The sequence below is a fragment of the Parabacteroides sp. PF5-6 genome (genome assembly GCF_029504695.1).
Taxonomy (GTDB): domain Bacteria; phylum Bacteroidota; class Bacteroidia; order Bacteroidales; family Tannerellaceae; genus QVMG01.
In genome coordinates, this window is the sequence record NZ_JAQFIN010000004.1 from 296,438 (window position 1) to 310,060 (window position 13,623).

The 13,623-nt window shown below is 52.2% G+C and carries 8 protein-coding genes; all 8 read left to right on the forward strand.

The window, feature by feature from the left end; translation table 11 throughout:
* Window positions 1–5: 5 nt before the first annotated feature.
* The 8 genes from M2133_RS07120 (at window position 6) to M2133_RS07155 (ending at window position 13,615) form a co-directional block, all read left to right on the forward strand.
* On the forward strand, window positions 6–3,110 hold the full coding sequence (locus tag M2133_RS07120) for a glycoside hydrolase family 2 TIM barrel-domain containing protein (RefSeq protein WP_277465336.1): 3,105 nt from the start codon (window positions 6–8) through the stop codon (window positions 3,108–3,110).
* Window positions 3,107–4,675 carry an SUMF1/EgtB/PvdO family nonheme iron enzyme gene (locus M2133_RS07125; protein WP_277465337.1) on the forward strand — a complete coding sequence of 523 codons (1,569 nt, stop codon included), beginning with the start codon at window positions 3,107–3,109 and terminating at the stop codon, window positions 4,673–4,675. Before M2133_RS07120 ends, M2133_RS07125 begins: the two co-directional genes overlap by 4 nt.
* Before the next feature lie 117 nt (window positions 4,676–4,792).
* Window positions 4,793–6,202, forward strand: coding sequence for a Gfo/Idh/MocA family oxidoreductase (locus tag M2133_RS07130; protein WP_277465338.1), 1,410 nt, complete (start codon window positions 4,793–4,795; stop codon window positions 6,200–6,202).
* Between the two features lie 95 nt (window positions 6,203–6,297).
* A complete protein-coding gene (locus tag M2133_RS07135) occupies window positions 6,298–8,301 on the forward strand; it encodes a hypothetical protein (RefSeq protein WP_277465339.1) in 2,004 nt (667 codons plus the stop codon).
* A gap of 145 nt (window positions 8,302–8,446) precedes the next feature.
* Entirely contained in the window at window positions 8,447–9,445 is a 999-nt protein-coding gene (locus M2133_RS07140; protein ID WP_277465340.1) for a GSCFA domain-containing protein, read from the forward strand.
* A gap of 60 nt (window positions 9,446–9,505) precedes the next feature.
* A complete protein-coding gene (locus tag M2133_RS07145) occupies window positions 9,506–11,971 on the forward strand; it encodes a bifunctional UDP-N-acetylmuramoyl-tripeptide:D-alanyl-D-alanine ligase/alanine racemase (protein ID WP_277465341.1) in 2,466 nt (821 codons plus the stop codon).
* Between the two features lie 64 nt (window positions 11,972–12,035).
* Window positions 12,036–12,893, forward strand: coding sequence for an SDR family oxidoreductase (locus M2133_RS07150; protein ID WP_277465342.1), 858 nt, complete (start codon window positions 12,036–12,038; stop codon window positions 12,891–12,893).
* A 113-nt stretch (window positions 12,894–13,006) separates the two neighbouring features.
* Entirely contained in the window at window positions 13,007–13,615 is a 609-nt protein-coding gene (locus M2133_RS07155) for an L-threonylcarbamoyladenylate synthase (RefSeq protein WP_277465343.1), read from the forward strand.
* Window positions 13,616–13,623 lie beyond the last annotated feature (8 nt).

Sequence of the window (13,623 nt, forward strand, 5' to 3'; positions counted from 1 at the left end):
ATAGAATGAAATTAAGATTTATAGTTGCCGCATCCGCACTCTTATGCGTGAATGCTTGGGCACAAAAGAACGAGTGGCAGGACCCGGGCGTGAACGAAGTGAACCGGGCGCCGATGCATACGAATTATTTCGCGTTTGAATCGGAAGACGCTGCGGCGAAAGGTTGCCGGGAGTCGTCCGTAAACTTTATGACGCTGAACGGGACCTGGAATTTCAACTGGGTAAAAGATTCCGATCAGCGTCCGACCGACTTCTATCGCGTCGGTTATAACGATAAGGGCTGGGGCACGATGCCGGTTCCGGGAAACTGGGAACTCAATGGCTACGGCGATCCGCTGTATGTCAACATCGGATATCCCTGGCGTCACCAGTACAAGAGCGAACCGCCGAGTTTCCCGGTCGAAAACAACCATGTGGGATCTTACCGCAAGGAGATTGTGATCCCGGCCGACTGGAACGGGAAGGAGATCTTCGCGCATTTCGGATCGGTGACGTCGAATATGTATCTGTGGATCAACGGACAGTTCGTGGGCTACAGCGAAGACAGCAAGTTGGAGGCCGAATTCAATATCACCCGCTTTGTGAAGCCGGGAAAGAACCTGGTAGCTTTCCAGGTGTTCCGCTGGTGTGATGGGACTTACCTGGAGGATCAGGACTTCTTCCGCCTCTCGGGCGTGGGTCGCGACTGCTATCTCTATGCCCGCAACGCGAAGTATATCCAGGACATCCGGATCACACCCGATCTGGACGCACAATACAAAGACGGTAGCCTGCAGATCGCATTGAACCTCAAGGGCAGTGCAGCAGTCGACCTGAAATTGGTCGACGACAAGGGCGCAGAAGTAGCCACAGCGGCCGTACGCGGTGCCGGTAAGCTGACTGCTGCCATGCAGGTAGCCGATCCGAAGAAGTGGACGGCAGAAACGCCTAACCTGTACCGGTTGATCGCCACGTTGAAAGACGGCAACAAGACGTTGGAAGTCATCACCCAGAAGGTGGGTTTCCGCAAGATCGAACTGAAAGACGCCCAGGTGTTGGTCAACGGCAAGCCTGTCTTGTTTAAAGGCGCCAACCGCCACGAGATGGACCCCGACGGCGGTTATGTGATCTCGCGCGAACGTATGATCGAAGATATCAAGGTGATGAAGCAGTTCAACCTGAATGCCGTACGTACGTGTCACTACCCCGACAACAACCTTTGGTATGATCTCTGCGACGAATACGGCCTTTATGTCGTGGCCGAAGCCAATATCGAGTCGCACGGCATGGGATACGGCGAACGTTCGCTGGCGAAGAATCCTTCGTTTGCCAAGGCGCACCTCGAACGCAACCAGCGCAACGTGCAACGGAGCTTCAATCATCCCTCGATCATCTTCTGGTCGTTAGGAAACGAAGCCGGTATGGGCCCGAACTTCGAAGCTTGCTTCAAGTGGATCAAAGCCGAAGATCCTTCCCGCTTGTGCCAGTACGAGCAGGCGCATGGCAATCCGGAGTTTACGGATGTGTATTGCCCGATGTATCTCGATTACAAGCGCAGCGAGGCGTATAGCCAGCGTACGGATATCAAGGTTCCGCTGATCCAGTGCGAATATGCTCATGCGATGGGTAACTCGCAGGGTGGGTTCAAGGAATACTGGGACCTGATCCGCAAGTATCCGAAATTCCAGGGTGGATTCATCTGGGACTTTGTCGATCAATCGTTGCGTATCACCCGCCCCGATGGCGTATCTTACTACGGCTACGGCGGCGATTGGAATCCGTATGACGCTTCGGACCAGAACTTCTGCGATAACGGCTTGATCAGCCCCGACCGGGTGCCTAATCCGCACATGTACGAGGTAGGTCATATCTATCAATCGATCTGGGCTACCCCCGTCGATATGAACACGGGCACGATCAGCGTTTACAACGAGAACTTCTTTATCGACCTGAGCCGTTATTATGCCGAATGGCAGTTGATGGCCAACGGTGAAGCCATCCAATCGGGTATTATTAACGACTTGAAAGTCGGCCCGCAGCAGAAGGCGAACCTGAAGCTCGACTACGACCTGACGAACGTCTGCAAATGCAAGGAATTGCTCCTCAATATCTCTTTCCGTCTGAAGAAAGCGGAAACACTCTTGCCTGCCGGTTATGCCGTAGCGAAGAACCAGTTGGTGGTTCGTCCTTACGAAGCGAAAGCCTTGGCATTGACGAACAAAGAAGCGATGCACGTGGCAACGATTGAGCCGAAATTGGTCGAAGTGGACAAAAACTTCCTGATTGTCGAAGGCGAAACGTTCCGGATGGACTTCGGTCGCCGCGATGGTTTCTTGTCGCGCTACGAAGTGAACGGCATGTCGCTCCTGAACGAAGGCGGCAAGCTGACTCCGAACTTCTGGCGTGCACCGACCGATAACGATATGGGGGCACAACTGCAACGCAGATACCGCGCGTGGTTGAATCCGGAAATGAAACTGACGGGATTGACCGGTAAGACGGAAAACGGCCTGGTAATTGTCGACGCAGCTTATGAAATGCCGTCGGTATCGGCTAAGTTGTTCCTGACTTATGTGGTCAACAACGAAGGTGCCATCCAGGTGACGCAACGCCTCGAAGCCGACAAGTCGGCGAAGGTATCCGACCTGTTCCGTTTCGGAATGCAGATCCAGATGCCGAAGCAGTTGAACCACATCAAATACTACGGACGCGGACCGTTGGAGAACTATTCCGACCGCAACAACGTGACCGATATCGGTTTGTATCGCCAGACTGTCGACGAGCAGTTCTATTCGTACATCCGTCCGCAGGAGACCGGCACGAAGACCGATATCCGTTGGTGGAACCAGACGAACAAAGGCGGCACAGGCTTGCAATTCGTTGCCGATGCACCGTTTACGGCCTCTGCGCTCAACTACTCGATCGAGTCGCTCGACGAAGGACTCTATAAGATCCAACGGCATTCCGAACTGGTGCCGCAGATCGACTATACGAACGTATGTATCGACAAGGTGCAGATGGGATTGGGTTGCATCAACAGCTGGGGAACGCTCCCGCTCGAGCAGTATCGCATCCCGTACGGAGATTATGAATTCACCTTTATCATGCAACCGGTTCAGTCGAAACTATGACAGCAAATGCAACAGATAAGAAGAAGAAAACTGGCTTCTTCAAGAAGAGAACCTTTATCTTCCTGGTCGGACTGGCCCTGGGGATGGGCGTTGTGGCGGCAGCCTACCTGACTTCGGTCTATTTCTCGACCGACGAATCGTGTATGATGTGCCACGTACATCCCCATGTCGAAGACAGCTGGAAGATTTCTACTCATGTCAACAACGGCAGCGGGGTGAAAGTGCACTGTGTGGACTGTCACCTGCCGCCGAAGAACGATACCTGGGATCACTATACGGCCAAGTTGCAACTTGGCCTGAAGGATGCCTGGGGATACTTTACGAAAGACAGCGCTGATTTCGACTGGGACCTCAAGTCCGAACTCGAACACGCCGTCAAATACATCCCGAACCAGTCGTGTAAGGAGTGCCATCAGAATCTTTTCCCCCAGGGCATCACGCCCGATGGGATCACGGCGCATCTTTATTACGACGAGAACGAGAAGAAACTCGACTTGCAGTGTATCAGTTGCCACTTGGACGTGGGACATCACAATCCGAACTACACACACGGCAAGCTGACCGGTATCCCCGGCCAGGACGGCGGTGCGGTAGTCGATCCGAGTCTGTATTTCAAGGAAGCAACCGTAGTTAGCAGCTTCGAGAACTATACCGAAGAGGTACCGGGAACCGCCGTATCATTCAATATGATCGCCATTCCGGGCGGAACGTTTGCTATGGGTAGTACGACGAAGGAAGACTTTCATCAGCCCGACGAGGCACCCGTACGCAACGTGACGGTGAGCCCCTTCTTTATGGCCGAAGTGGAAGTGACCTGGGATCAGTTCTGGGCATTCTACGGACAGACGATGAGCGAAGGACGAACCCTTCCGGCTGATGTCTATGCAAACAACAGCGACCCCGATGTAGACGCGATCTCAGGACCGACACCTCCGTTCGGATTCCCCGACCAGGGTTGGGGCTCGGGCGATCGTCCGGCCATTACGATGACGCACTACGCCGCAGAGACGTTCTGTCAGTGGTTGTCGATGCAGACGGGCAAGAAATATCGCCTGCCGACCGAAGCCGAGTGGGAATATGCGGCAAGAGGTGGCACAAAGAGCCCTTATTTCTTCGAAGGTCAGCCCAAGAACTTCTCCGATCAAGGCTTCATGCGCAAGTTTATTGCCGCGAAAACGGAGCCGATCTCCGAATATGTGATCTACGGCGCCAACAGCAAGAACCGCACGCAGGAACCTTCGGCCGTCAAGGCCAATCCGTTCGGCTTGAAGAACATGCTGGGTAACGTCATGGAGTATTGTGCCGACAAATACAGTCCGGAAGCCTACGCCAAGACGGCGGAAAGCGTCACGGATCCGTTGGTCACGGAAGGCGAAGAGTGGGTTGTGCGCGGAGGTAACTATACTTCGGACGCTGCCGACGTACGCGTAGCCGCCCGCGACTACACGAAACACGACCAGTGGCTCAAGACCGACCCGCAACAACCCAAGAGTATCTGGTGGTACTCCGATATCCGGGGCATTGGATTCCGGGTGGTTTGCGAACCAGGCTCGGTAGGACTATAGTAATTATGAATTATGAGTTATGAATTATGAGATTAGGGGCGTCCCGCTTTCATTCGTAATTCTTCTCTCATAATTCATAATTCATAACTCATAATTTTTTCTCTTAAATCTCGTATCATGAAAAAAGAAAACAGTATCAGTAGAAGAACCTTTTTGAAAAGCTCGGCAGCAGCCGGTGCTTTGGGTGTGATCGGAACCGGCGGAACCGCTGCGGTGTTAACTTCTTGTGGCGGAGGGGGCGCTAAGGAGCCTGCCATGAAGCCGTTGAGAGAACCGGGAACATACTATGTTCCTAACCTGATGGACTTTGCCAACGACGGACAGGAACTCAAAGCCGGTGTGATCGGTTGCGGTGGACGTGGCTCTGGAGCTGCCTTCAACTGGCTGAATGCGGCCAACGGTGTGACCATCACTGCGTTGGGTGATACGTTTAAAGAACGCGTCGACGACCTGGCCGGCAAACTGAAAGAGCAAAAAGGAATCGATATCCCCGAATCGCATCGCTTCGTGGGCTTGGATGCCTACAAGCAGGTGATCGATAGCGGCGTGGATGTGGTATTGGTGGCTACGCCTCCCAACTTCCGTCCGATCCATTTCCAATATGCGACGGAGAAAGGCAAACACTCATTCCTGGAAAAACCCGTATGTGTCGATCCCGTAGGCTATCGTACGATCGTAGCCACCGCCAAGCAGGCGGCAGCCAAAGGCTTGTGTGTGATTGTCGGTACGCAACGGCGTCACCAACGCTCCTACGTTGAATCGTTCAAGCTCTTGATGGACGGTATCATCGGAGAAATCAAAGGCGGTACGGTATGGTGGAACGGCGGTATGCTTTGGTTCCGCGAACGGCAACAGGGATGGAGCGATTGCGAGTGGATGATCAAAGACTGGGTGAACTGGAGATGGCTCTCGGGCGACCATATCGTCGAGCAGCATGTGCACAATCTGGACGTATTCACCTGGTTCACGAATATGAAAGCCGTCTCGGCCGTAGGTTTTGGCTCGCGCCAACGACGCATCACCGGCGACCAGTACGATAACTTCAGCGTAGACTTCACGATGGAGAACGGCATCCACCTGCACAGTATGTGCCGGCAGATCAGTGGCTGCTCGAACAACGTCAGTGAGTTTATCCAGGGAACGAAAGGAACTTGGTGGGGCAATCAAGGCCGCGATGCGATCTTTAAAGATGTCGACGGCAACGTGATCTGGAGCTGGGACAAGGAAGCGGAAGACGCCAACTTCAAACAGGTCGACCCCTATACGCTTGAGCATGTCAACTGGATCAACCATATCCGCAGCAAAACGCTTATCGAGCAAGCTTCCGAGATTGCGATCCCCAACATGATGGCTATCATGGGTCGCGAATCGGCTTATACGGGTAAAGAAGTGACCTGGGATGAGATGGCAGCGTCGCCGTTAGACTATATGCCGGACGACCTGAACCTGGGTAAGATGGATATGTCGAAATTTGTCGTTCAGGTACCGGGAACACCCTACGATCCGAACCGCAGAAGAAGAGGATAAAAGAATCTTTTCCACAGCATAAAAAGAGGGATGCCGGCATGGCATTCCTCTTTTTTTCGGTATGTTTGCAATCTAAACGCAAAAATATGAGTATTATGGAAAAACGCTGGACAGCAATAGCCTTCGTATGGGCTATGAGTTTCTTACTTCCCGCCTATGCGATCGAACCGCAGACGGTCGACCGCACGATTCAGGAACTAACACGTAAAAACCCCGCCGAGAAAGACGCCATCGAAAAGGGCGTGCGCCAGATTGCCCGCCTGTGGCAGGAGAAAGATGGCGATGATGCCGTGTTTCAAACCTTCTGCCTGGAGAAATACATCACCGATCCGGTGGAGAAAGAAGTGGTCTTTCGGAAAATCAGCGACTATATGGAAGCCATCAACGGCCATTTCGCCCAAATGTCGGAACGGCTGGGCTGGCATGTGACGGTCGATACCGGACCGATCCACCCGGTCGACTATATGTTCTCCACACTCGGCCCACGGGCGCATCTGACCGAAGACCTCTACGACAAGAAGATCGCTTTCTATGTCGCCTTGAACTTCCCCAAGCTCACCCTGGCCGAGAAAGAGGCCTTGGGCAACGACCGCCGGGCATGGGCCTACGCCCGTTTGGGCGATTGGTTCACCAGCCGGATCCCTACCGCCGTACGCCAGCAGAACAGCCTGGTCAGTAACGACGCCGACCGCTATATCGATGCCTACAATATCTATATGGGCAACCTGTTGACGCCCAAAGGACGCAAGCTCTTCCCCCAAGAGATGATCCTGCTCTGCCATTGGAACCTGCGCGACGAGATCAAAGCCAACTACAACAAAGGCAAAGAGGGCTTGGAGAAACAACAAACCGTCTACGAAGTGATGAAACGGGTGATCAGCCAGGAAATCCCGCGCGAAGCCATCAATTCGGGGCGCTACGATTGGAATCCCTACACCAATACCCTCTCGGACGCGGGACAAACCATCCCTTTCACGCCCGAATCGCCCGAACGCTACCGCAAGATGCTCAATAACTTCCACGCCCAGCAGCGGATCGACCAATATATGGGCGATACCTACCTCGACCGCAAGTTCAACGACGAGATGGAGATGGCACTGACCGATGTCGAAGCGCTGTTCGACCGCTTCCTCTCGGCACCCGAATTGAAGGAGGTGGGCCGACTGATCCAGAAACGCATGGGACGCAAGCTGCAAGCCTTTGATATCTGGTACGACGGCTTCAAAGCCCGCGCCAACCTCGATACCGAGAAGCTCGATCAGCAACTGCGTCAGCGTTATCCCGACGCCCAGGCGATGGAAGACGACCTGGCAAACATCCTGGTCAAGCTCGGTTATGCCCCCGAACGGGCCAACTACCTGGCGGAGAAGATCGCCGTCGACGGGGCCCGCGGATCGGGACATGCCGCCGGTGCCTCGATGAAAGGACAGAAAGCACGCCTGCGTACCCGTATCCCCGCCGGAGGAATGGATTATAAAGGCTACAACATTGCCATCCATGAGTTCGGACATAACGTCGAACAGACCATCTCGCTCTACGATGTCGACTACTACCTGCTCGAAGGGGTGCCCAATACCGCCTTTACCGAAGCCCTGGCCTTTGTCTTCCAAAAGCGCGACCTGGAGATCCTGGGCATCGACAATAACGATCCCGAAAAAAACCGGATGGACCTGTTGGATAAGGTATGGAGCCTGTACGAGATCGCCGGTGTGTCGATGTTAGACATCGCCGTGTGGAAATGGCTTTACGCCCATCCCGAAGCGACAGCCGTTGAATTGCAAGAAGCGGTCGTCGCGCTCTCGAAAGAGGTGTGGAACCGCTACTACGCCCCCGTCTTCGGTGTGAAAGACGAGACCGTGCTGGCGATCTACTCTCACATGATCGGCTATCCGCTCTACCTCTCGGCTTATGCCTTCGGTCAGATCATTGAATATCAGTTGGAGAACTACTTCGCCGGCAAACACTTCGCCACCGAAGTCGACCGCATCTTCGCTTTAGGCTGCCTCACACCCAATGTCTGGATCCAACAAGCCACGGGCAGCCCGCTCACTGTCGATCCCCTGCTCGAAAACCTCCGTAAGGCGCTGGAAAAGAAATGAAACCGGCACTTTTTCATTGTTTGACAGCTATCGAACAGGTGTTTGACAGCTGTCAAACAGCTGTTCGACGGCTGTGAAACAGTTGTTCGATAGCTGTCAAACAATAAAAAAGAGGTAGCTTTCGAAATATAAAAGAATATTGGATATGGAACTCTATACCAAAGTAACACATTCCCCGGCAGCCTTTCATCTTTCCCATGCGGATTCGATCCTATTATTGGGCTCCTGTTTCGCGGAGCATATAGGCCGTCGGTTGGAAGAGAATAAATTCAAAGTCGAACTGAATCCTTTCGGCACGTTGTACAATCCGGCGTCGGTGGCTTCGGCCATCCGTCGGTTGATCCGTCCGGAGCGGTATACGGCAGCCGATCTTTTCGATCGGGACGGGGTGTATCATAGCTTTTCGCACCATAGCCGCTTCTCTTGCGTGTCGGCGGAAGAAACTTTGGCGCAGATCAATAACCGGTTGGAACAGGCGGCGGAAGAACTGCGGCATACGACGCGGGCGGTGGTCACTTTCGGCTCGGCGTATGTCTATCGGTTGAAGACAACCGGGCAGGTAGTGGCCAACTGTCACCAACTGCCGGATGAGCTTTTTGTCCGCGAGCGACTCAGTGTAGAGGCCATTGTGGAGGAATGGACTGCCCTGTTGTATGCCTTGTGGGAGCATAATGCGAAGCTCAAACTCTGGTTTACCGTCAGCCCTATCCGCCATTGGAAAGACGGGGCGCATGGCAATCAACTGAGTAAGGCGACACTCTTGCTGGCGGTCGATCGCTTGCAACAGTTGTTCCCCGAGCAACTCTCGTATTTCCCGGCGTATGAGATCCTGATGGATGAGTTGCGCGACTACCGCTTTTATGCCGAAGACATGCTGCATCCGTCGGCTCAGGCGATCGATTATATCTGGGAACGCTTCGCGGCGGACAGCCTGTCGGAAGAGGCAAAGACAATTCTTAATATATGGAAAGAAATACAAAAAGCCATCCGGCATAAGCCGTTTCAGCCCGAGAGCGAAGCCTATAAACGTTTCATCCATCAAACTTTGTTAAAGATGGAACAACTTCATCAGAAATTTCCGTACTTTGATCTTCGTAACGAAGAACTTGCCCTGCGGGCAAGAATTATGAATTATGAATTATGAGAGATAGAGCCAATGACATATCTCATAATTCATAATTCATAATTCATAATTTGGAACAACATGGAATATAAAATAAAAGAGATAGCCCGGATCCTGGGTATACGCTCCGGGAAGTGGAACGAGGATTCGATCAGTATCTTACTGACCGACAGCCGCCGTTTATCTTTCCCCGAAGAAAGCCTTTTTTTTGCTTTACGTACGAAAACGAACGACGGACATAAATATATTGAAGAGCTTTATAAATTGCGTGTCCGGAACTTTGTGGTCAGCGAGATGCTGCCGGTGTTCGAAACGCTGCCGGACGCCAATTTCCTTTTGGTCAAAGATACGGTCAAAGCGTTGCAGAAGCTGGTTGCTTTCCACCGGAAACGGTTTGATATTCCCGTGATCGGCATTACCGGCAGCAACGGGAAGACCATTGTGAAGGAGTTTCTTTATCAATTGCTCCATGATGAGTTTCATATCGTGCGTTCGCCCCGGAGTTACAATTCACAGATCGGCGTGCCGCTCTCCGTCTGGGAGATGAATGAGAAGCATACCTTAGGCATCTTTGAAGCCGGGATCTCGCAACCCGATGAGATGGAACGGCTGCAACCCATTATTGCACCGAAGATCGGACTGATCACCAATCTGGGGGAAGCGCATCAGGAAAACTTCTTGTCCCTGAACCAGAAATGCCAGGAGAAGCTCCAGCTCTTTGCCGAGGCGGAGGCAATCATTTACAATGGCGACGACGCGATCCTCTCGCATAATATCGAATCGGCATTGCTCTCCCATAAAGCCGTGGGATGGAGCCGGACAGACAAAGAGGCGCCGCTTTATATCTCCTCCATCGTGAAGAAAGAAGGGGCGACGACACTCACCTGCGTCTTGTTTGGGATCGACCGGCAGTTTACCATCCCTTTCGACGACGATGCCTCGATCGAGAATGTGATCCATTGCCTGGCGGTGATGCTCTGTCTCAAGCCGAGCAGCATCAATGATATCGCGAAGTTCTCCCGCCTGGAACCGGTCGATATGCGCTTGAATATCAAACAAGGGATCAATAACTGCATGCTGATCAACGATACCTATAACTCGGATATCAATTCGTTGGATATCGCCCTCTCTTTCCAGCAATCGCGGAAGGTAGACAAGAAGATGAAGAGCACACTGATCCTTTCGGATATCCTGCAGACAGGCACCTTGCCGAAGTCGCTCTACAAGAAGGTGGCCGATCTGATTCATCGCAAAGGCGTGCAACGGTTGGTGGGTATCGGACGCGATCTGGCCTCTTTCGAACATCTGTTCGATATGGAAAAGGAGTTTTATCAGACAACGGAAGAATTCATCCGGTCCGGGAAGTGGAAGAACTTCCATAAAGAGCTTGTATTGATCAAAGGCTCCCGCCGTTTCCATTTTGAACAGATCAGTGAACTGCTGGAGAAGAAGGTGCATGAGACCATTCTGGAAGTGAACCTGGATGCGATCGTACACAATGTGAACTATTACCGCTCCCGATTGAAGCCGGAGACCAAGATGGCCTGTATGGTCAAAGCATTCGGCTATGGTGCCGGCTCTTATGAGATCGCAAAGACCCTGCAGGAGCATCGTTGCGACTATCTGGCCGTCGCTTTGGCCGATGAAGGGGAAGCCTTGCGGAAAGCCGGGATCTCTATCCCGATCATTGTGATGAACCCGGAATTCAGCAGTTTCAATGTCCTGTTGGAAAACTATCTGGAGCCCGAAGTGTATAGCTTTCGCCTGTTGGATGCCGTGATCCGGGAAACGGAACGCCGGGGCATGACCTTCTATCCGATCCATATCAAACTGGATACGGGCATGCACCGTTTGGGTTTCCAACCCCAGGATATCCCGGAGATTATCGAACGGATAAAAAGACAAAGCGGTGTCAAAGTACGCAGCCTCTTCTCCCACCTGGCCGGCAGTGATGAAGCGGCATTGGATGAGTTCACGCACCAACAGGTCGAGTGCTATGAAAAGGCTGCCCTCGCACTCGAACAAGGCTTGGAATATAAAGTAATCAAGCATATCCTGAACTCCGCCGGCATCGAGCGTTTTGCCGACAGCCAAATGGATATGGTGCGGTTGGGATTGGGTTTGTATGGCGTCAGCGCCTCCGGGCAGTCCGGCTTGAAGAATGTAAGCACCCTGAAGACTACGATCCTGCAAATACAGGAAGTGCCCGCCGGCGACTCTGTAGGCTATAACCGGAAAACGTTTATGCCGCGCGACTCCCGCATCGCGATTCTCCCGATCGGTTATGCCGATGGCTTGGATCGTCACCTGGGAAACGGACGGGGAGAAGTCTATATCAAAGGCAAACGCTGCCCCATTGTCGGAAACATCTGCATGGACACCTGCCTGATCGATGTCACCGATACGGATGCCCGTGAAGGCGACCCCATCATCCTCTTTGGCGAAGAGTTACCCGTCCAGGAATTAGCCGCCAAATTAGATACCATCCCCTATGAGATCCTGACCTCCATCTCCCCACGCGTTAAGCGGGTGTATTATAGGGAGTGATTGACCTCAATTGCGTATCTCCCCCATTATGCGTACCTTTGTGCAGGTTTTAAATAGAAAAGGTATGAGTCATAATTTATTGAAAGGCAAGCGGGGCATCATATTCGGTGCGCTGAATGAAATGTCTATAGCCTGGAAAGTGGCAGAGAAAGCTGTCGAAGAAGGGGCAATCCTGACTTTAAGTAATACACCGATGGCGTTGCGCATGGGTGAATTGAACGCGTTAGCTGAAAAGCTGAATGCAGAAGTTATCCCGGCGGATGCGACGAACGTGGAAGATTTGGAAAGGGTATTTTCCAAGTCTGTTGAGATATTGGGTGGAAAGATCGATTTTGTCCTTCACTCCATCGGTATGAGTCCGAACGTGCGGAAGAAACGCACGTATGATGATCTGGACTACAATATGTTGGAGAAGACATTGGATATCTCCGCCGTCTCTTTTCATAAGATGTTACAGGTAGCAAAGAAACAGGATGCCATTGCGGAGTACGGCTCGGTTGTTGCCCTGAGTTATGTGGCGGCGCAGAAGACATTCTTCGGATACAATGATATGGCGGATGCCAAAAGCCTGTTGGAATCGATCGCCCGCAGCTTCGGGTATATCTACGGACGGGAGAAGCATGTGCGTATCAATACGATCTCCCAATCCCCGACCATCACCACGGCCGGTAGCGGTGTGAAAGGTATGGATCACCTGATGGACTTCTCCGATAAGATGAGCCCGTTGGGAAATGCCACAGCAGAAGAATGTGCCAACTATTGCATCACCCTCTTCTCCGACCTGACGCGTAAGGTGACCATGCAGAACCTCTTCCACGACGGCGGCTTCTCCAGCATGGGCATGAGCCTGCGCGCAATGAACCAATACAGCAAAGGCTTGGAAGAGTATATGGATGAAAATGGAAATATTATCTATGGGTAAACAGTAGTTTATCCTACATGAAACAAAAGTTTCTCCCAGGAGAAACTTTTGTTCCACTAAATAGAACGGGGTGGAACAAAAAGACATACCTTTGCTGAAAGCAGAAAAAAGAGATGTTAGTCAAGATTTACCCCGAGAATCCCAACCCCAGGGAGATTGATCGTGTCGTGAATGTATTGCGCGATGGCGGTTTGGTTATTTATCCGACGGATACGGTCTATGCGATCGGTTGTGATGCGTTGAATGTCCGTGCGGTGGAGAAGATCTGCCAGATGAAAGGGGTGAATCCGCAAAAGAATAATCTGTCGATCATCTGTTACGATCTGTCGAACATCAGTGAATACGCCAAGGTGAGTAATACCGTATTCAAACTGATGAAAAAGAACCTGCCGGGGCCGTTCACCTTTATTCTTCCCACCAGTAACGAACTGCCCAAGATTTATAAACATAAAAAAGAAGTCGGTATCCGGGTTCCGGACAATACGATTGTGCGCGAACTGGTCCATGTGCTGGGTAATCCGATCCTTACGATGTCGATCCACGATGAGGATGATGTGATCGAATACTCCACAGACCCCGAACTGATCGATGAGAAATACGAAGATACCGTGGATCTCATTATCGACGGCGGATACGGTGGCACGGAAGCCTCGACGGTCGTCGATTGTACGACGGATGAATTCGAGATCATCCGCCAGGGGAAAGGCGAACTCCTTTTTTGAGTAAACTG